Genomic DNA, 20,308 nt, shown 5'->3' on the forward strand with positions numbered 1-20,308 from the left:
CTCGTCCGAGCGTTTCGCGCGTCAGACAACGGAGGTACCCGCGCACGAGAGAGCGAGGGTACCTCCGTTGGACGCAATCAGAGTGCTCTGATCAGCACATCTTCCAAGAGTTCCGAGCCGGCGAGGGCGATTTCCGCGTCGATCCGGTACCCGGTGACCGGGCACAGGAACTCGCGGAGCACGAACCGGTCGGCGCTCTCCACGTCGGCCGGTTCGAACTCCGGACCGATCTCGCTCAGCTTTGTCTCACGGATGACCGCGTTCGACCGGTAGGTCTCGCTCGCGGGGCCGAGGTCGGCGCCGTTGCTCCACCAGCGGCCGTCGACCACGTGGAGCACGTCACCGATCTGAACGGCGCCGTCGGGCGCCTCGGCCTCCGCCTTGGGCTCCGACCCCAGGCGTTCCCGCCGCGTCGCGAGCCGTTCACTCACGGTCGCCGCGTGGCCGATCTTCCCCTCGCTGATCACCACACCGAAGACGCGCTTCGCGATCTCCTCGGTGGTGAGGCCGGCCTTGATGTCGGCGAGAACGAGCTCCGGGTCTCGCAGCAGCGGGTCGCCGTAGCCGGCGGCAGCCGGGGAGGTCCACTCGATCACGTCGCCGTCGGCGAAGGCGAACATGCCCTTGAACGGCAGGATCTCCTCCTCACCGTTCACGTCGTCGAGCCCACCGATGCCCACGCTTTTGCCCAGCAGGTCCACGGCGTCAGTGGCGTGCTTCACCCTGGCCCGGGCGATCGACCCGGGGTTGCCGCCGAACAAGCCCTGCCCGTTGCTGAAGCTTTCGTTCACGTACCAGAAGATCTGGCCCCCGAGCGCCCCGTGCACGAGCAAGGTCTCGCGGAACCCGACGCCGGCACGGTAGCGGCCGCTGCCGTCGAGGCCCGCCGGACGCAGCCGCCGTCCGAGCATGATGAACGGCATCCCCGATTCGATCTGCTCAGCGTTCTCGATTGCGCTGTCCGGGATCCACCACTGCCCACCGGCATCGACACCGTCGCGGGTCGCGCGTCCGGCGAGCGAACCCATCAGGCCGTCGGTGTTCTGGTAGATGAACTGCTGGCCGGTCGAGTTCAGTCCACCGCCGATCAGCGAGGCGAGGTTCGCCGACGGCGCCCCCAGGGTCAGTTCCCGGGTGCCGTCGGTGCCGCTGGCGAGCATCTTGCACACCGCTGTCGCCGCGCAGCTGAGCACCTGCATCACCGTCGACGCGCCTGACGGGCTCACCGCGGCGGGGTAATCGGCGCAGTTGAGCAGCCCCGGCACCGGCCGGATGTCGATGCGGCGGTACGCGCCGCCGTACGCGCCGGCGAGGTCCGGGATGAGCTGCTGCGTGATCGTCGCCTGCGCGATGCCGCTGAACCCGGCGTAAGTGAGGTTGATCGACCCGGTCTGCGGGTCGCTGCCCGCGTTGTCGACGATGACGCGGTCACCCTTCTTGGTGACGTTCACCTGGTAGGCGTAGATGTTCTTATCGCCCGGCAATGCACCCTCCGTGTATATGCGGTGCGACCAGCGCCCGTCGGGGATCTTCGCGATCCGGTCGACGAATACCTTCTCACCGGCGTCGATCAGCCGGTGCATCACGCCCTTCACAACATCGGCGCCGTACCGGTCGACCATCCGCAGAACCTTCTCGCGGGTGGCCTGGATCGCGCCGATGGCCGCCCGGATGTCCATCCGGCTGTAGTTCGGCACACGCGACTGGCGCACGAACGCGTGCTCCACATCGTCACGCATCCGTCCGCCCTCGACCAGACGCAGCGGCGGCCACGAGGACGGGTCGGCGAACGCGTCCGCGGCGGTCGTCACCTGGCTGCCAGGCATGGACCCGCCGACGTCCTGGAAGTGCTGGGAGTTGGACAGCCAGCAGAACAACTCGCCGCCCACGAAAATCGGGCTCACCAGCGACACATCGGACTGGTGCGACGCCCCGATGTACGGGTCGTTGCTCAGCCAGATGTCGCCATCGGTGAGGCCGTCCTCGCTGTGGTGCTCGAGGATGTACTTCACCGTCAGCGCATTCTGGTTCGAGAAGTACTGCACCCCGGACCCCAGGTAGACGAGGTCGCCGCGCTCGGTCATCAGCGACGATTGGAAGTCGCGGGCGACCATCACCACCGGCGACATCGACAGCCGCGCGATGATGTCGCCGTGCTCGAGGTTGGCGCTCATCAGCGCGTAGCGGATGACCTCGTAGGTGACCGCGTCGATCTCCGCCGGCGCCGGGTCGTGCATCGTCACCGCTGGGGAGTACTTCGGCGGGTCGGACGGGATGTAGCCGCGGGCGGTGCCGTCCCATTTCACCGACCGGAACGCGGACTCGGTGCTGAAACGGTCTTCCTGTTCGGTGCCCAACTGGGCGTCGATGAGAGTCATGCCTGGGTCTCCTGCTTCTGGGTGTGGAGGATGCAGTTCGCGTAGTCGTCGGTCTTGAGCGACTGCCCGGGCGCGACCGCGATGGTGGTGTGGGGCAACTGCACGAGCGCAGGCCCCTGGATCGTGAAGCCGATGGCGGGCGGGCCGTCATACACGGCGGTGCGGATCCACGCCTCGTGTCCTGGCCAGTACACCTCACGCTCCCGCGCGGGTTGGGTCTCACCGGCCGTCGGCGTCGCCGTCGGCGCGGTCTGCAGCGGCACGGACGCTGTCACCCGGATGGTGAAGATCTCCGAGGTGTGCAGTACAGACAGCGCTGTGGCGCTGTACAGGCGGGAGTACTCCTCGGCGAAGGTCGCGGACAGCGTGTCGCTGAACGACGCGTCCACCGGGCCCGATGGCACCGGCAGGTTCAATTCCTGCAGGTACTGCTCGGCGTACCGGGCCTGCGCCGTGCGGGTGAGCCGCACCTGCTCCTTCTTGAACCCGGCGGAGACCATCTGGGTCACTGCGCGTTCCTCGAGTCGGCCGATCGTGTCCGCCAGCGCGTCGGTGTCGAATGGCGAGCGGATGGTGCACTCTTCCTCGAACACCTCCATCGCGTCGCTCGCCGCGATGCCGTACGCCGACAGGGTGGAAGCGCCGTTACCCATCGGGATGACAACCTGGTCGATGTCGAGGTGTTCCGCGAACGCGAACGCATGCAGCGGACCCGCCCCGCCGAAGGCGTACAGCACGAAGTCGCGCGGGTCGAGCCCCTGCTCGATCGTGCGCTGACGGATCAGGATCGACGCGCTGTGACTGTTCACCCTCAGGATGCCGGAGGCCGCCTGCTCCAGCGACAGCTCCGCCTCCTCGGCGAGCCGCTGCACCGCCGCGATCGCGGCACCCTTGTCGAGCTGCATCGCGCTGCCGAGGAAACGGTCGGGGTCGATGAAGCCGAGCACCACGTCAGCATCGGTGACCGTCGGCAGGGCACCGCTGCCATAACACGCCGGCCCGGGATTCGATCCGGCCGATTCCGGCCCAACCCGCAGGCCCCCGCTGTGCGGGTCGACCCGTGCGATCGAACCACCGCCGCATGCAATCGAGCGCACGTCGAGCTGCGGGATCTTGAACGTGTACTGATCGATGATCTTCTCACTGGTGAGCACCGGGCGCCCGTCGATGAGGAGCCCCACCTCGAACGAGGTACCGCCCATGTCGGTCGCGATGACGTTCTTGTGGCCGGTGCGCCTGGCGATGAACGCCGTCCCGGCCAGCCCACCCGCGGGACCGGACCCGATCGTCTGCACCGGACGGTGCCGCGCGGTCTCCACCGGCAATACACCACCGTTCGACTGCATGATGAACACCGGAGTTGTCAGACCCCGCTCGTGCAGCGCCGTCTCGAGCAGGCCGAGGTAACGGCTGGATGCCGGGCCGACATAAGAGTTGATCACCGTCGCGACAGTGCGCTCATACTCACCCAGCCGCGGTGCCGTCTCCGACGAGATGCTCACGAAGATGTCCGGGCGGATCTCGTGCACCAGTTCACGCAGCCGCTGCTCGTGCACCGGGTTCCGAAACGCCCAGATCAGCGAGATCGAGACCGCGTCGACGTTCTCCAGCAGCGGGCGGAGGATCTCCCGCGCAGCGTCATCGTCCAGTGGGGCAAGCACGCTGCCGTCGGCCAGCACCCGCTCCGCGACCTCGACCACATCACGGTGCGGCACGAGCGGAGCCGGCTTGTCGGTCTCGCGCACGTTGAGGAGGAGATCGGCGGCAACACCCGCGGTGCGACCACGTCCACGCATGATCTGGAGCGCATCGCCATGGCCCTTGGTCGCGACAAGGCCGACGCGCGCACCCTTACGCTCCACCATCAGGTTCGTGCCGATGGTCGTGCCGTGGCTGAACTCACTCGTGGCAGCCAGCAGCGACTCCAGTGTCTCGCCAGCCTCTTCAGCGAGGCGGGTCAAACCGTCGAGGACGCCCTCGACAGGGTTTGTGGCGTGCGTCGACAGCGCCTTTCCGTTGAATACGCGCCCCTGGTCATCGACCGCAACGCAGTCGCTGAATGTGCCGCCGATGTCGACGCCGATTGTGTAGGTCATCGCTTGTTCCGTCCGTTTCTTGTCGTCATTGAAAGAACCTCCTCGTGGTGGATGGATCGAAATAGTCAGAGAGACAGGCGAGGCACACGGGCGCAGACACGGTGGGTCGCCGCCCGCCTGAGAGTGAGGCCGACCGAGGCGACTTGGGCTGCAGCGGCTGGTGAGAGGTTGCGAAGCAAGTTATACATCCTTGTACGACTTATAAGAAAAGGCTGGCCAAAGACTAACCCGGGGTTGGACAGCAGTCAATGAACATCTGTCACGTGACTGAAGCGGGGTCCTACTTACGCCCCGTAGCCGTCGCTCCATGAGCCACCAGCCCAGCGCACGCGTGCGGTTCGCGCCGCGATACGCCACCCATTGCTGGTCTTCTGCCAGGTGTCGATGTAGTCCCCGCTTCGCGGCAGTCCGGTGGCTTGATCGATCGTCAGCCACTTACTCATGGACTTGACTGCCTCCCCGTCCTGGAACACCCAGGCGTTCGCGAGGATGTGGAACGGCGGATGGACCGCCTCCCCGAGTGCGAGAAACCCCTCCAGTTGGGACAAACCGCAGTAGACCGGCCCGCCCACGCTCGTCACGTCGAATGAGGCATCCTCGACGAACACCCCTGCCAGTCCGGCGAAATCACGCCCATCCATCACGTGGCCGTACCTGGCCAGCACCTGCGTGATCTCAAACCGATCCTCGAAGCTCAGAGTTTCATGCATAATTCACAACCATTCCCCCTTTAGTTGTAATGTTTGAAATCATTCAATCAGGTAATGTAACTCGCAACCATAGTCCACATCTCGTAGCAACGTCGCCACTCATGGCGCATCCTCCAAGGAGGTACCGTGTCCCGCACAGATCACATGCTCTTCACCGCATTCGTCTCCGCATCCGTGACGAAGGGTGGCCTGACCTCCTGGATGCACAAACGAGCCGATCGCGGCATCCTGGATGCCAAGTTCTACATCAACCTCGCGCAGGAGCTCGAGCGAACCGGCTTCGACCTCATGTTCTTCGACGACCGACTCGCGATGCCGGCCGCGTACCAGGGTTCGATCCAAGAGACAGTTGATCGAGGCTCTCGCGCCATCAAGCTCGATCTGATCACCATCCTCGGGCTGTTGTCCGGGCATACCGAGCGAATCGGGCTCGGCGGCACTTATTCCACGACCTACACGTCTCCGTTCCACGTCGCTCGCAAGTTCGCGACACTCGACCACCTGTCGAACGGACGGGCGGTGTGGAACATCGTGACGTCGTTGAACGAAGACGAGGCGGCGAACTTCGGTACCGATTACCTGAATCCCGACCAGCGCTACGACCGCGCCGACGAGTTCGTCGAGATCGTGACGCAACTGTGGGAGTCGTGGGACAAGGATGCGCTGGAGATGGACCGGCTCACTGGACGGTTCGCCAAACCCGACTCCGTGCACCAGATCAACTATGAGGGCGAGTACCTCTCCTCGCGGGGCCCGCTGACGGTGCCGCGCGCTCCACAAGGCTGGCCGACCCTCCTTCAAGCCGGGCAGTCCGGGCGCGGACAGCAGTTCGCCGCGCGCTGGGCCGACATCGTCTTCACCAGCCAGCACAGCCTCGCAACCGCGCGCGACTACTACGCCGGACTGCAAGCACAATTCACCGCCGACGCGCGCCCGTCCGGAACCGTCAAGATCCTCCCCGCGGTGCTACCGATCGTCGGAGAGACCGAGGAGATCGCGAAGGCGAAGGAGGCCTACTTCGATTCACTGTTCGAGCCGGGTGAGCAGCTGGTCACGCTGTCCGAGCAGGCAAACTTCGACTTTTCAAAGCTCCCCATGGACGAGCCGCTCACCGACGAATTGCTGGAGACATTCACCGGCACGAAGGGCTCCCTCCAGGGTTACGTCAAGGGCGCCCGGCTCAAATTCGGCGAGGATGCGACCCTCAACGACGTCATCGAGTCACGTCGCAAGCAGGGCGGCGCACGCTTCGTCGGGGACCCGATACAGGTGGCAGATGGCTTGGAGGAATGGTTCCAGGGTTACGGTTGCGATGGCTTTGCAATCATGTCGACGGACATGCCGGGCTCCTTTGAGGACTTCGGCCGGCTCGTCATGCCTGAACTGCGTAGACGCGGGCTCATCGCAGACGATCCCGCACGACAAGGGACGCTCCGCGAACGGCTCGGGCTTCAACAGCGAGGCTGAAAACCGGACGACCCTCGGGTCGCAATGAAGGAAAGGTCGGGCACAACGCAGTGACGCAAAACAGGAAGGGACCGCTCGACGGTGTCCGGGTACTCGAGTTCGCGGGCCTGGCACCGTCGCCATACGCGGCAATGATCCTCAGTGATCTCGGGGCTGACGTCATCCGAGTCGATCGACCTCCGACCGGGGACGAGATCACGATGGATCCTCGAGTCAACCTGGTCAACCGCGGAAAGCGCTCCATCGCCCTGGACCTGCGCCATGAATCCTCGAAAGCCGTGGTCACTGAGCTGATCAGGAACAGCGACATCCTCATCGAGGGTTTTCGTCCCGGAGTCATGGAGCGGCTCGGGTTCGGCCCGGACCACGCGCTCAGCGTTAATCCGAGACTCGTCTATGGACGTATGACCGGTTGGGGACAGGACGGCCCGTACAAGCTGGCGGCGGGTCACGACATCGCTTACGTTGCGGTAACGGGAACGTTGCACGCGATCGGTGACGAAGATCCCGTGATCCCTCTGAACCTGGTGGGTGACTTCGGCGGCGGTGGGGCGTTCCTCACCATCGGCGTCCTGGCGGCGCTACACGAAGCGACCACGACCGGAGTGGGTCAGGTCGTCGACGCCGCGATGGTCGATGGTGCGGCGAGCCTGGCCACCATCATCTACTCCTTGCTGAATGCGGAGCGCTGGGAAGACCGCCGAAGGTCGAACCTGCTTGATGGGGGAACGCCCTTCTACGCCGTCTACCGCACGGCGGACGACAAGCATGTCGCAGTGGGCGCCATCGAACCGAAGTTCTTCGCCGCCTTCGTATCGGGGCTCGGAGTCGACATTGCGTTGTCTTCACAAAACGACAAGGCGGGCTGGGCTGATATGCGCACGCGGATCGCAGAGCGAATCATTCAGCGAACCCAGGCCGAGTGGATCGAAACGTACGCGGGGACCGATGCGTGCGTCTCCCCCGTGCTCTCACTGAGGGAAGCACCGACCGATCCCCACGTGCGCGAACGTGGCACACTCATCGAGACCGACGGCGCGATCCAGCCGGGCGTCGCGCCGCGGTTCCCCGCCTACAACTTGGTTCCGCCGCCTCCAGGCAGTTCCCCGCTACCGGGCGCACACACGCGTGAGGTCCTCGCTGCGCTCGGCATCGCTGACATCGAGGGTTTCATCGCTTCCGGGGCAGCAACCCAGACAGCAGATGGGGCGTCAACGTCGATGTCCACCACCGCAGAATCGAGGAACAATGGTTGACGACCAGGCGAGGGCTGATGCCCTCGACGCAGCCCGCGACACCTACCGCCGCGAGCGCGCGAAGCGAGTTCGCAGCGAGGGTAGCGGGCAGTTCATCGACGCTGACGGCGTGTACGCGGACTTCCAGCGAGACCACTACGCCGATCCGGCCTTCACTCGGGACCCCATCACAGAGGCCGTCGACGCTGTCGTGGTGGGGGGCGGCATCGGCGGACTCCTCGCCGCGGCACGACTACGGGAGGCCGGCTACGAAAAGATCCGTGTGATTGAGAAGGGGGCCGACTTCGGCGGCACCTGGTACTGGAACCGATACCCGGGCGCACAGTGCGACACGGAGTCATATATCTATCTGCCGCTGCTGGAGGAACTGGGATACGTCCCAAGTGAGAAGTATGCTCACCAGCCCGAGATTCTGGACCACCTCCGGTCGGTCGGTCGGTACTACGGCTTGTATGACAGCGCCCTCTTCCAGACGACGGCCACCGAGATGGCCTGGAATGAAAACCAGGCCGAGTGGATCGTGTCGACGGACCGCGGAGACCAGATTCGCTCGCAGTACCTCATCCTGTCCACCGGGGATCAACACAAACCCCGGCTGCCGGCCGTGCCTGGGATTCTCAGCTTCGCCGGCCAGATGTTCCACACCAGCCGCTGGGATGGCGAGTATGCCGGCAAGGACCTCTCGGGCCTGAAAGGCAAGCGCGTCGGCGTCATCGGCACTGGTGCCACGGGAGTGCAGGTGATCCCCAACCTCGCCGCGCACGTCGAAGAGTTGCTCGTATTCCAGCGCACGCCCGCCACCATCTCCGTTCGTGACAACAGGCCGACTGAGTCGGCATGGGCCTCCACGCTCGAGCCGGGCTGGCAACAGCATCGGTCCGCGAATTTCACCGCGTGCGTCACCGGTGTCGCCGTCGACGATGACCTTGTCGGCGACTCATGGACCCGCACCATGATGGAGCTGAACGCCGCCTCGGCGGGGAAGGCGGATCCGTTCGCCGCCAACGAACTCGTCGATTTCGCGATCATGGAGCGGATCCGCTCACGCGTCGACGAGTCGGTACGGGACCCCGATACGGCGGAAGCCCTGAAACCCTATTACCGGTTCAACTGCAAACGTCCCACGTTCAATGACGACTACCTCCCCGCGTACAACCGGCCCAACGTGAGGCTCATCGACACGGGCGGCCGCGGGGTCGAGCAAGTCACGCCGGAAGGCGTCATCGTCAACGGTGAGCTCCACGAGCTCGACGTCCTGGTCTTCGCGACCGGGTTCGACGTGGGGACCGCGTATACACATTCACGGAGCTTCGATCTGGTCGGGCGCGGCGGAGCTCGACTCTCAGAGCGGTGGGCCGACGGGATGCGGACATTCCACGGCCTCCACGGTCGCGGATTCCCAAATTGCTTCTTCCTGGGTTTCACGCAGACGGGGTATTCGCCGAACTTCACACATACGCTGAACGAGCAGGCCTCCCACATCGGATACCTGCTCGGCACTGTTCGAGAGCGCGGCATCCGCGTTGTCGAGACCTCCCAGGAGGCAGAGGACGAATGGGTGCGGACGATCCGCGAGGGCCGTTCTTTGTCCCAGCTGAAGTTCCTCCGCGAGTGCACACCGAGCTACACGAACGGCGAAGGCAAGCCGGACGATGAGAACCGATTCGTCGCGGGACGCTACCCAGGCGGGCCGATCGAGTTCTTCGCGGTGCTGGCACGATGGCGTGCAGCCGACAACCTCGAGGGGCTCGAACTGACACCGCCGGATACACAACGCGGCGAACAAGACCACCAGACGATCGAGCCAGCCATGGCGCACTACACGGGAGCCCCCCAGTGAACAGACAACTGCACCTCAATACCTTCATCAACGCCGTGGGGCATCACGAGGCCGCTTGGCGTCTCCCCGAGGCGGTTCCGAACTGGAACCTCGACATCGAGCACTACAAGAACCTCGCACGAATCGCCGAGCGCGGCACGCTCGACTCGATCTTCTTCGCCGACATCCAGGGGTTGATCTCGAGCCCGAGCCGACGACCAGGGGAGATGCTCGATCCGGTTGTGAAATTGACTGCCCTCGCTGCCGCCACCGAGCGGATCGGGTTAATCGCCACAGCCTCCACGACGTTTGACGACCCGTTCAATCTCGCGCGGCGGTTCGCCTCCGTGGACATCGTCAGCGGTGGGCGGGTCGGTTGGAACGTGGTGACGAGCATCGCGAAGGAGATCGGCCCCAACTTCGGCGTCACGGATTTCCCCACACCGGAGGAACGGTACGCGCGCGCCGATGAATTCATCGACGTCGTGCTCAAACTCTGGGACAGCTGGGAGGATGACGCGCTCGTCGTGGACAAGGCGCGCGGCATCTATGCAGACCCGACCAAGGTGCATCGAATCGACCACGCGGGCACGTACTACTCCGTGCAGGGCCCCGCCCTTCTCCCCCCGACACCCCAGGGACGACCGATCATCGTCCAGGCCGGGTCGTCCGGTCCCGGCATCGCATTTGCGGCGAAGTACGCCGAGGCCGTGTTCACAGCCCAGGGCACGATCGAGGAAGGACGCGCGTTTTACGCTGACCTCAAGTCCCAGGCGGCAGCCAATGGCCGCAACCCTGAGCACGTGATAATCCTGCCGGGGATCGTGACGGTCATCGGCGGAACCGAAGCCGAAGCACAAGCGAAGGCACGCCAGCTCGACGAACTGATCGTCCTGGACCACGCCCATGCCCAGCTCGCGGATCAGACCGGTGTACCCATCAAAGACCTCGACCTCGACCGTCCGCTCCCTGAACACATCCGCCGCCCAGAAGAGATCGTCGACGGACGCAGCCGATACGAGATCACCATCGAAATGGCGCGTCGTGAAAGTCTGACGGTTCGCGAGTTGCTCATTCGCCTCAATGGGAGCCGCGGCCACCAGAAACTCATCGGCACGCCGGAACAGATCGCGGACGTCATCGAGACATGGTTCACCACCGGAGCTTCCGATGGGTTCAACGTCATGCCGGCGACTTTCCCGGACGGACTGGAAGACTTCGTCGACCACGTCGTTCCGATCCTGCGGCGCCGCGGGTTGTTTCGCAGCGCCTACGACGCCACGACGCTCCGTGGCCACTACGGACTCCCGATGCCCGAATCAATCCACTGACCCCTCGCACACCAGCGCGAACCAGAGAGGTGATCTCCAGATGCACCGAATGAGCGGCAAAGTCGCCATCGTCACCGGCGGCGCTCGCGGACTCGGCGGCGCCGCCGCATCCGCTTTGGCCTCGGAGGGGGCGAGCGTCGTCGTTGCGGACATACTCGCTGACGCGGGGCGTGCGAAAGTCGAGGAGATTGCTATCGGCGGCGGCACCGCCCGTTTCGCGCCGCTTGACGTAAGGGACGCGGGTGCGTGGGCGCAGGTCGTCGACGAGAGCGTCGAAGCGTACGGCGGCATCGACGTGCTCGTCAACAACGCCGGCATCGCCCTCCCCCGAACGATCGAGGACGCGACACTGGACGAGTTCAAGCGCGTCATGGACGTCAACCTGTATGGGCCATTCCTCGGAATGCAGGCTGTGCTGCCCGCGTTGATCGCGCGCGGATCCGGTTCAATCATCAATGTGTCGTCGAACTCGACCGAGATGATCGTGCCGACGACCACCTACTACGCGGCCAGCAAGGCCGCCCTGGCCAACCTGACCAAGACCACTGCAGTGCACGTGGCGCTCAAGGGCTACGAGATCAGGGCGAACTCGGTTCATCCCGGACCTCACGCGACCGCCATCCTTGAGGACCCGGAGGTCGCGCGATTGCCGCACATCCAGCAGATGCGGGAGACAGTGCCGCTCGGGCGATTCGGCCGACCGGAGGACTTCGGGAGCCTCGTCGTCTTTCTTGCCTCTGATGAGAGCAGCTACATCACGGCATCCGAGTTCTTCATCGACGGCGGCCTCTCCCGGGTTTCATACACAAGCGCGTGGCTGACACGTTGAGAAAGAGTCCTCCCATGCCACTGCCCGCATTCGCCGCTGACAGCCCAATCCGCGTCGGTCTCATCGGCGCCTCCGGAACGGGGTGGGGCAGACTCGCGCACCTGCCCGCCATCGCATCGATACCGGGACTTCAGCTGACTGCGGTCAGCACCACCCGGCAGGAGTCCGCTCAGGCGACCGCCGACGAATTCGGCGTGCCAGAGGCGTACGACAACCCGGACGCGTTGATCGCCTCTGATGCTGTCGACCTCGTGGTCGTCGCGGTGCGTGTGGAGCACCACCACGAAATCCTGCAGAAAATCGCACGAGCAGGAAAGCCCGTCTACAGCGAGTGGCCCTCGGGCTCCGATTTGCAGCAAACCACACAGCTGCGAGACGCGTTCGCGACCGCCGGAGTCCCGGCCATGACGGGCCTGCAGGCTCGGTCTACACCCGGCCTGCGCTACATCCGCGACCTCGTGCGTCATGGTTATGTCGGTCGGGTGCTCTCCACGACGCTGGTCGGCGCCGCCGGACCGTGGGGCGACGTCGTCGATCCGGGCAACGCCTATCTGCAGGACGATTCGCTCGGCGGCACGATGATGACGATTCCGTTCGGACACAACCTCGACGGCATCTGCAATGTCCTCGGCGAATTCACCGCGATCTCGGCGATGACCGCAATCCAACGCCCGATCGTGCGCCTTGAGGGAACCGACGACACGGTGGAGAAGACGACGCCGGACCAGCTGCTCGTTTCAGGCGAACTCGCAGACGGAGTGATGATTTCGGCGCACTACCGGGGTGGGCGAACCGCGGGAACAACCCTGCACTGGGAGATCAACGGCACCGAGGGCACCATCGTCGTGACGGCCCAGTCGAGTCTGCAGTTGAGCCCCATGACGATATACGGGGCCACGACAGGAGAGAGCACCCTGCACGAGCTCCCGATCCCCCCCTCGTACGTTCGCGCCGACCCCTCACTGCCGTACGTCGCCGCGACGGTAGCCGAAGCACTTCTCTTCGCCGAGAGCGATCTGCGCCACGGTACGCGACTCGCCCCGACTTTCGATGACGCCGTCACACGGAAGCAGATGCTCGAGGCCTTGCGTCGCGCCGCCGATACCGGTGTTGCCCAGCGCCTTACCTGAGGCCGACCGCGCAGAACCTCCGGCGGTTCCTCACGCCACTTTCAGGCAATATCATTATGTTTGTTATGATTGGGAAACATCGGGTTCGCTTCCACACGGTCGTGGCAGCAGCGCAGCTCGCCCGTACGCGTGGGAGGTCACTGAATGAAGATCGTCGTAGATCGAGACAAGTGCGTCAGTCTCGGTATCTGTGAAGGCCTGGCGCCGGATATTTTCGTGCTCAACGACGACGGTGAGCTCGAGGTGGACGAGTTGACGGCCGTGCCGGAGGGCGCGCTGGAATCCGTGCGCAGCGCCGTGAGCGGCTGTCCGGTCAACGCACTTCGACTCGTGGAAGTCGACTGAAACAGGACTCCGGACGCGACGACCGAAGGGCCAGTGGCGTGCCTGAGGTAGTGCAGTCCGTGGAAACCGAGGGCCTCGCGTGGGGAGTTCGCGGGAGCTTTCGTCGTTATGTGCTGCGCGTTGCACACGGGGATGAGATACTCGACGGCGGTGGCGGGTCCCTGCCGGACGGTCGGCTCTACTTCCCGGTGGACACGGTGACAGTCTTCGACCTGGATGCCCTCGACGCCGAGATCGCTCTCTCCGGTGGCGTGCGATTCCGTGGCCACGCAGGCATGATCGACTTCCGGCTCGGAGAGCTGACGATCGTGCTGACCGCAGGAACGGGAATGGTGCAGACCGGTTTCGCCGGCGGCAGGCGAGACCTGGCAGAAGTGCGGGTCTCCGACTCCTGGGCGAACGATTCAGTGGCGACGCTTGTGCTCGCGAGCCGTCTTGCCCCCGGGGCTGAGGAACTGTTCGACGATACCTATGCTGCCGGTACTCCGTTCGACGATATGGAGATCAGGATTTCCCTCACGCGCTAACCCGAGGACCTTCGGCTCGGATCTGTGTCATGAGCTATCCGAACCGAAGGTCCTCGTTTCGCCGGGTTCAGGCGCAGGCGCTTACTCGGTGGTCCAGACGGAGCCGGTGTCGACCGACTGGATGATCTTCATGTTTTTCCACGCCCGACGGGCGCGCAGCGCGACCAGTGCGGCTCCGTACACCGCCGCCACTCCGAGGCCCGTGGCAGTCACATTCTTCGCGAATTGGATTCCGGAATTCATCATCAAACCTCGTTCGCTAGCAGGATGTCTTCGAGTTCGTTGTCGATCGGTATTGGTGCGGCTGCAAGGTCGACTGGAATCACGACGGGGGGCCGCACGGATGACCGGACTACCCGCTTGCCGCGCCATGCGACACGGCGCAGTAAACGGGTCGCAAGACCGTAGACGATCGCGCCGTCCGACCATTGTGTGATAATCCTTCCACTGGGGCTCGTGTAGTAGTTGTTCGCACCGTCGAAGGAGGTGCCCTTGAGCCGATCCTGGAGGATGACGTTGTACGCCTCAGAGATGGACTCGTCGACAGAGAGCGCAGAGTAGCGATGCCGTATCTGGTGCTTGATGGCAGCGACAACGTAGCGGCATTGTTCCTCGAGGTGCGTCACGATTGCGCCGCCGTTGGTGTTCGGACCATACAGCATGAAGAAGTTGGGGAACGACGGAACCATGATCCCGAGGAACGCCTTGTCGTCGCCGGCCCACGTGGAATGGAGGTCGATTCCGTTGCTCCCGGTGACGTTGAAGGTCGAGGCGAAGGATGACTTGAACCCCGTCGACATGACCAGCACGTCGATTTCGTGGTGCGTGCCGCTCATGTCGACCAGACCGTCCGGCGTGACGGAGTCCACCGCATGGGGGACGAGTTCGACATTCTCGCGAAGAAGAGACGGGTAGAAGTCGTCGGTCAGAATCGGACGCTTGCCACCGAAGGGGTAGCCGGGGGTCACGAGTGCGGCGAGGTCGGGTCGATCTGCGAACACGTTCGCGATGTAAGCGCGGGCCGCTTTCTCGGAAGCGACATTCTGCGGTGTACCCGGGCGCCATGCCGCGTTCCGGAACTGGAACTTCTCGCGCTGGACGAGCATTCCCCAGCGAACGAGTTTCTGCGCGATCGGATCGTTCAGGGCTTCGCGCTCAGCGGGCCCGAAGGTTTGTGCGCCCTTTGGGAGGACCCACCCCGGCTCCCGCTGGAAAAGCGTCACCTTATCGGCGATCGGCGCGATGTTGGGCACGATCTGCACTGCGGTTGACCCCGTGCCAACCACGGCTACGCGCTTTCCGGCCAGGTCGATCGACTGGTCCCAGCGCGAAGTATGGAACTTCTCGCCCTTGAAGGCATCAAGACCCGGCCAGGTGGGGTAGCGGGGGTCGGACAGCAGACCGACCGCGCTGATCACGATGTCGAAGGCGCGCCTTGACCCATCGCCGAATGCCACGGTGTACTGCTGGGCCTTATCGCTCCAGTCAGCGCGCACAACCGTTGTGTGGGTGTGCACATGGCGCACAATGTCATGCTTCTCGGCGACGAACTCCATGTATTCGAGGAGTTCGGCCTGCCGGACGTGGGTCCGGCTCCAGCGGTACGGCTCGAACGAATACGAGTACATCACCGAGGGCGTATCGACCTCCGCGCCGGGATAGCGGTTGTCCCACCAGACCCCACCGATGTTGGCTGATTTCTCGAAGACCTCGAATGAGTCAATTCCTGCCTTCTTGAGCAGAACGCTGATGCCAATGCCGCCGAAGCCACCGCCAATGATTGCGATGCGGGGAGTTGGTCGATTGCGCGAGAACTTCATTGTCTCTCCGAATTTGATATATCAAAACTGAATATGATATTTCAATGATAGCGAGTGCGGTTTGCTCCGTCAATGTGGCGCCCCCGCTCGGAGCCCGCCCGGCACCCACCGAGCCGGCTTCGCTCCCGGGCCACGTTGCCCGGAGTCCTGTTTCGGGACCGCCGGCCGTCGAATCAGGCGGGGTCTTCCGCGATGAACCGTTCCAACCGGAAGGCCCGAATGGCGTTTTCCGCGAGGAACTTGCGCCTGACGTCTTCGGTCAGGTTCAGGTCGTCGACCTGAACCAGCGGCCGATCCATGTCTAGCAGTGGCCAGTCGCTCGCGTAGATGCACCGGTCCTGCCCGTATCGAGAAAGGAATTTCACGAAGCTCGGCTCGAAATGCTTCGGCAGCCGTGCCGACGTGTCAATGAAGACGTTCTCGTGCTTCCACGCGACGTGCATCATCTCTTCAGCCCACGGAGTTCCGACGTGTCCACACACGATCGAGAGATCCGGGAAATCCAGTGCGACGTCGTCGATGTGGAGCGGCTGGCCCGAGCGCGAGGGGTAGTACGGGCCGGTGCCGCCGACCTGCGTCTGTACTGCCAGGCCGAGTTCCTCGCACTTGGCGTAGAGCGGATAGAACCACCGGTGCGTTGGATCGGCCCAGTGATAGAACGGCTCGAGTTTCATCGCGCAGATCGGGTAGTCCCGAGCCAGCGCCTCAAGCTCGCGAACAGCTTTCATGATGCCGTCGGTGGGGTCTACCGCCACGACTCCGATGAGTCGGTCGGGCCACCGTTCAAGGCATTCCAGGACGATCGAGTTCGGCATGACCGGGCCGCCGGAAATCAGCGCCAAGTCGACAGGCGACGCATCCAGCTCTTCCATCATCACTTCGAGCGGAATCCCGTGCATGGCGCGGGACTCGCCGTACCGCTTGAACACGTTTGCAGTGCGCCACGGGAGCCCGTCTACGATCTCCTTCGTCCACGGCTGAATCCAGGCGTCAATCACCTCTGGGCGCCGTGGAATCGGTCGTCCGCTGTTCATACGTCGAATGCCCCCTGGCGCCCGGCTACGAGCCGAGTATGTTCGCGCGCACCGAAGACGCTTGGATGACGCGATCCTCGATCCGCGACAGGACCACCTTCTGGGTCGAACGGATGTGGCGGCGTGAGAAGTCCTCGGCGCCCGGGCCGTCGCCCGCCTCAATGAGGTCGAGTAGCTGGCTGTGAGCGTCAATCGTCGCGACGCGGCGGTCGTGGCCGGGATACTGGCCTTCGGCGGTGAGGTGTTGCGCCCACGCCTCTTCCTGGGCGTCCCACAGCGCGACGAGACCGCCGACGATCATCTTCGTCGGCTCGTTGCCGCACAGATCGACAACCGCCGAGTGGAAACTGCGGGCCGACCGAGTGAACGGGACACCTTCGCTGGTTTCTCCTTCGTCCCTCGTGGTGTCGAGGATCGCGCGGAGCCGCGGCACTATGTCCTTGGACCGCTTGGGATTCTCGGCGCACAACCGCGCGCAAACAGGCTCCAATGTTGCAACCGCCGTCGCCAACTCCTGGACGTGTGTGCCAGACGACTGCAGGGCCAGGCCAAGCGTGTAACCGAACCGAGCCTCACCGGGTTGCTGCACCATCGCGCCACCCACGTTGCCGCGACGGACCACCACCAGACCTTCCGTCTCGAGAATGCGCAAGGCTTCTCGCAGTGATGGGTGGCTGATACCGTACTCTTCACGCAATTGGTCCTGCTTGGGCAGCGCCCCATCCGGGAAGTCACCGCGCAGGATGCGTCGGCGCAATTCGGTGGCCACCGTCTCCGCGACTCTCACCTGCTGAATGCCGTTTCCCCTGGTAGGTACTCGATCGCTCAGGGTGGTCATCGCATTGCTCCTTTGGAACGGGGGCGTGGCTGCCGGCAGGTGCGCACAGCAGCCGAAGAATTGCTCGGGTGAGAGCTCTTCGGTCGTGCTCGATCCACGAGCATCTTTTCCATCCCTGTCATTATCGCCACAATACGCCCGAAAGCATGAATTGGCGCGCCATTGATGATTTTCGAACCGTGCGGTTTGTCACCGCGGGCCCGCCGCCGAAGCAACCGGTTGGAAGGCGGGTAATACCTCGTCAGCGAATCGCCGGAGTTGGTGCTCGATCCGAGGATTGTCACCCGTGGACCAGTGGTGGTTCACGACCAGCGCGTCAACCTCGACCTGCTGCTGGAGCTCACGAATCTGCTCGATCACCTGGTCCGCGGTTCCGATGATCGCGCACCCCCCTGCCGCCTCTTCCAGACTCGGAGTGCGCCCGGCGAGGATGGCGTGGTCGACTGCTGACGATGCCAGGTTAGGCCCAAGCAGGAGTTTCCCACGGCGGTTATCCAGGAAGCCCGGAAGCCAGCTGTCTTCGAGTTCGGCTCGGGAGTCCGCGATGCACACGCTGCGCTGCAACCACAGGCGCGCGGTACGATCGTTTGCCCGCGCCGTCTCGGAGTACAGCTCGATCGTCGGCCGAAATTCGTCGACCGTCTGCACCAGACCCCCGAGGATGCCGTCGGCGAGGCGGCCGGCACGTCGTGCTCCGACCTTGGCCTTCGTCCCGACGATCACGAGCGGGTGAGGCTGCTGCACCGGGCGTGGCTCAATGGTCACGTCGTCGAACTGGAAGTGTTGTCCGTGATAGCTCGCAGACTCGTTGCTCCAGACCGCCTCAAGCACCTCGAGTGCCTCAGTCATGAGCGAGCCGCGATCGTCGGGATTGCGTCCGGTCGCGGCCAGTTCCGGGGCCCGGTATCCCGCTCCGACACCGACGAACGCGCGGCCATGTGACACCTGGTCCAAAGTGGCGACCTGTTCCGCGATATCGAGCGGATGGTAGGCCGGGAGGACCAGCACCCCGGGGCCGAGCATGATCCGCTCGGTACGCGCGGCGACCGCAGCCAGCAGGGTGAAGACGGCAGAGGGGTTGCCCCGCGCGAAACGGTGATGCCCAACCATCCCGATGTCGAAGCCCAACGCGTCGAGGAGCGTGGCCCGGCTGATGACCGTGTCTGTGACGTCTGCCGGGCCGGGGATCTGCAACAGTTCGCTTGCGAATTTCATGAATTGATCTCTCCGTTTCGATGAGAAGACATTGAGTCCTGCTCCCCTCAGAGGCAGAATACAACTAGTCTTAAAATGATAGCGAGGATTACAGTGACAATAGTCGAAGTGAGTGGTGAGATCGAGGCGTCCCCGTCAGCGGTCTGGGCCGTCGTGGGAGATTTCGGTGGGGTAGCGGCGTGGAACCCATTCGTGGCCAGCGCGGAAATTGCCGGTGACGGAATCGGCATGACACGCACAATCACGGCGCAGGGTGGCGCACGCATCGCAGAAACACTCGAGGACAGGGACGCCGACGAGTGGCATCTCCGCTACTCAGTGCAGACCGAGGCTGGCGCTCTGTCGACGGTCGACATCCGGCTTGGCCACAACGGCCCCGACCGCACAATCGTGCTCTGGCAGTCCATCCGTGACGGTGACATGAGTTCCGAACAGCAGGATGCCATCTCGACGACACTGCAGTCTCGCATCGAGGCGCTCGCGCACGCGGTCTCGACTCGATGAGCGACACGACTCGAAGTGAACACGCCCGACGCGGGCGTCAGGAACCAACGAACAGAAGGGGCCATGCGCTCATGTACCGATCAACGACGGAGTGTGCGACGTGACGTTCGTGGGGCTGGCCGTGCCGCAACTCGGCGCCCTCGTGGACGTTGGGCTCATACGCGACTACAGCATTCGTAGCCAGGAGTTGGGATTCGACTCCCTGTGGGTCCAGGAGCATTTCCTCTTCGCGACCGATTCGCTCTCGGCCTATCCCCAGCGCTCGGGCGGAACCCAGCGGTCCGTGTACGAGTCGGTGTACTCGCCGCTCGAGACCCTTGCAGCCATAGCGGCGTGGGCGCCCGGCATCGGCATCGGCACCAGCATCCTGGTCGCCGGTTATCACCACCCGGCACCGCTCGCCAACCGGCTCGCGACCCTTGCCCAACTGTCCGGGGGGCGGTTCATCGCGGGGTTCGGAGTGGGATGGTCGCGCGAGGAGCACATCGCCGCCGGTGTGGACCCCTCCACGCGCGGGAAGCGGCTCGACGACTTCATCCCTGCCCTGCGCGCATGCTGGGATGAAGATCCGATCCGGCACGAGTCCCCCACGTTCGATATCCCTGACGGAATCATGCGACCGAAACCACCGCAGCCGATCCCGCTGATGGCCGGCATGTGGTCGGAGGCCGGGCTGCGGCGCACCGCGCGCGACTTCGACCTCTGGAATCCAGGCGGTCCAGCCACCTCCCTCGATGATGCGATGGCTACGCTCGAGCGGATCAATTCCTGGCGACCTGAAGGTCGACCGCCCGTGCGCATGGTGTATCGAACCGCCACAGAATCGACAGCTGGCGTCAAGCTCGGTGTCGACGGCATCGGCGAGGTCATCGCTGATGCACGGCGTCACGGGATCGAGGGAGTGATCATCGACACCAACTTCGACACGTCGATAACGAACGCCTCCGAATGGCTCGCACAGTTGGAAGAGTTGGCAGGAACGCTGGCCTGACGAAGGAGGCGACTGGCG

General features: G+C 64.2%; 18 protein-coding genes. 10 read left to right on the top strand and 8 right to left on the bottom strand.

Annotated elements, in window-relative coordinates:
- Positions 1-77 precede the first annotated feature (77 nt).
- The 3 genes from AB4Y94_RS02945 to AB4Y94_RS02955 all read right to left on the bottom strand — a co-directional run bounded on the left by AB4Y94_RS02945 (position 78) and on the right by AB4Y94_RS02955 (position 5,184).
- Entirely contained in the window at positions 78-2,378 is a 2,301-nt protein-coding gene (locus tag AB4Y94_RS02945; RefSeq protein ID WP_441724550.1) for a hydantoinase B/oxoprolinase family protein, read from the bottom strand.
- Positions 2,375-4,474 carry a hydantoinase/oxoprolinase family protein gene (locus tag AB4Y94_RS02950; protein WP_441724552.1) on the bottom strand — a complete coding sequence of 700 codons (2,100 nt, stop codon included), beginning with the start codon at positions 4,472-4,474 and terminating at the stop codon, positions 2,375-2,377. Before AB4Y94_RS02950 ends, AB4Y94_RS02945 begins: the two co-directional genes overlap by 4 nt.
- 284 nt (positions 4,475-4,758) lie before the next feature.
- Positions 4,759-5,184, bottom strand: a complete 426-nt coding sequence (locus tag AB4Y94_RS02955; protein ID WP_441724554.1) for a nuclear transport factor 2 family protein — start codon at positions 5,182-5,184, stop codon at positions 4,759-4,761.
- A 126-nt stretch (positions 5,185-5,310) separates the two neighbouring features.
- Between AB4Y94_RS02955 and AB4Y94_RS02960 the strand changes: the two genes are divergently transcribed.
- From AB4Y94_RS02960 to AB4Y94_RS02995, 8 genes are all read left to right on the top strand, one after another.
- Positions 5,311-6,651 (top strand): NtaA/DmoA family FMN-dependent monooxygenase, encoded by a 1,341-nt coding sequence (locus AB4Y94_RS02960; protein WP_441724556.1) that lies wholly within the window; start codon positions 5,311-5,313, stop codon positions 6,649-6,651.
- A 50-nt stretch (positions 6,652-6,701) separates the two neighbouring features.
- Positions 6,702-7,907 (top strand): CaiB/BaiF CoA transferase family protein, encoded by a 1,206-nt coding sequence (locus AB4Y94_RS02965; protein ID WP_441724558.1) that lies wholly within the window; start codon positions 6,702-6,704, stop codon positions 7,905-7,907.
- Positions 7,900-9,747, top strand: a complete 1,848-nt coding sequence (locus tag AB4Y94_RS02970) for a flavin-containing monooxygenase (protein ID WP_441724560.1) — start codon at positions 7,900-7,902, stop codon at positions 9,745-9,747. The genes AB4Y94_RS02965 and AB4Y94_RS02970 overlap by 8 nt, the downstream gene beginning before the upstream one ends.
- On the top strand, positions 9,744-11,057 hold the full coding sequence (locus AB4Y94_RS02975) for an LLM class flavin-dependent oxidoreductase (RefSeq protein ID WP_441724561.1): 1,314 nt from the start codon (positions 9,744-9,746) through the stop codon (positions 11,055-11,057). Before AB4Y94_RS02970 ends, AB4Y94_RS02975 begins: the two co-directional genes overlap by 4 nt.
- 49 nt (positions 11,058-11,106) lie before the next feature.
- Positions 11,107-11,886: an SDR family NAD(P)-dependent oxidoreductase gene (locus AB4Y94_RS02980; protein ID WP_441724563.1), complete on the top strand. Its 780-nt coding sequence runs from the start codon at positions 11,107-11,109 to the stop codon at positions 11,884-11,886.
- A gap of 14 nt (positions 11,887-11,900) precedes the next feature.
- Positions 11,901-13,016: a Gfo/Idh/MocA family protein gene (locus AB4Y94_RS02985; RefSeq protein ID WP_441724565.1), complete on the top strand. Its 1,116-nt coding sequence runs from the start codon at positions 11,901-11,903 to the stop codon at positions 13,014-13,016.
- A gap of 144 nt (positions 13,017-13,160) precedes the next feature.
- Positions 13,161-13,361, top strand: a complete 201-nt coding sequence (locus AB4Y94_RS02990; protein ID WP_441724567.1) for a ferredoxin — start codon at positions 13,161-13,163, stop codon at positions 13,359-13,361.
- A gap of 38 nt (positions 13,362-13,399) precedes the next feature.
- Entirely contained in the window at positions 13,400-13,888 is a 489-nt protein-coding gene (locus AB4Y94_RS02995; RefSeq protein ID WP_441724568.1) for an HtaA domain-containing protein, read from the top strand.
- 81 nt (positions 13,889-13,969) lie between these two features.
- Here AB4Y94_RS02995 and AB4Y94_RS03000 read toward each other — a convergent pair whose 3' ends face one another.
- From AB4Y94_RS03000 to AB4Y94_RS03020, 5 genes are all read right to left on the bottom strand, one after another.
- Positions 13,970-14,131: a hypothetical protein gene (locus AB4Y94_RS03000; protein WP_441724570.1), complete on the bottom strand. Its 162-nt coding sequence runs from the start codon at positions 14,129-14,131 to the stop codon at positions 13,970-13,972.
- A gap of 2 nt (positions 14,132-14,133) precedes the next feature.
- Entirely contained in the window at positions 14,134-15,708 is a 1,575-nt protein-coding gene (locus tag AB4Y94_RS03005; RefSeq protein WP_441724572.1) for a flavin-containing monooxygenase, read from the bottom strand.
- Positions 15,709-15,881: 173 nt separating this feature from the next.
- Positions 15,882-16,706 carry an amidohydrolase family protein gene (locus tag AB4Y94_RS03010; RefSeq protein WP_441724574.1) on the bottom strand — a complete coding sequence of 275 codons (825 nt, stop codon included), beginning with the start codon at positions 16,704-16,706 and terminating at the stop codon, positions 15,882-15,884.
- A 61-nt stretch (positions 16,707-16,767) separates the two neighbouring features.
- Positions 16,768-17,580 (bottom strand): FadR/GntR family transcriptional regulator, encoded by an 813-nt coding sequence (locus AB4Y94_RS03015; RefSeq protein ID WP_441724576.1) that lies wholly within the window; start codon positions 17,578-17,580, stop codon positions 16,768-16,770.
- A 189-nt stretch (positions 17,581-17,769) separates the two neighbouring features.
- Positions 17,770-18,795 carry an LLM class flavin-dependent oxidoreductase gene (locus AB4Y94_RS03020; RefSeq protein WP_441724578.1) on the bottom strand — a complete coding sequence of 342 codons (1,026 nt, stop codon included), beginning with the start codon at positions 18,793-18,795 and terminating at the stop codon, positions 17,770-17,772.
- 93 nt (positions 18,796-18,888) lie between these two features.
- On the opposite strand from AB4Y94_RS03020, the gene AB4Y94_RS03025 reads away from it, so the two are divergent.
- Positions 18,889-19,299, top strand: a complete 411-nt coding sequence (locus AB4Y94_RS03025; RefSeq protein WP_441724580.1) for an SRPBCC family protein — start codon at positions 18,889-18,891, stop codon at positions 19,297-19,299.
- 100 nt (positions 19,300-19,399) lie between these two features.
- On the top strand, positions 19,400-20,290 hold the full coding sequence (locus tag AB4Y94_RS03030; RefSeq protein WP_441724582.1) for a TIGR03619 family F420-dependent LLM class oxidoreductase: 891 nt from the start codon (positions 19,400-19,402) through the stop codon (positions 20,288-20,290).
- The last annotated feature ends 18 nt before the right edge of the window (positions 20,291-20,308 follow it).

The organism is Glaciibacter sp. 2TAF33 (genome assembly GCF_052114945.1).
Classification (GTDB): domain Bacteria; phylum Actinomycetota; class Actinomycetes; order Actinomycetales; family Microbacteriaceae; genus Cryobacterium.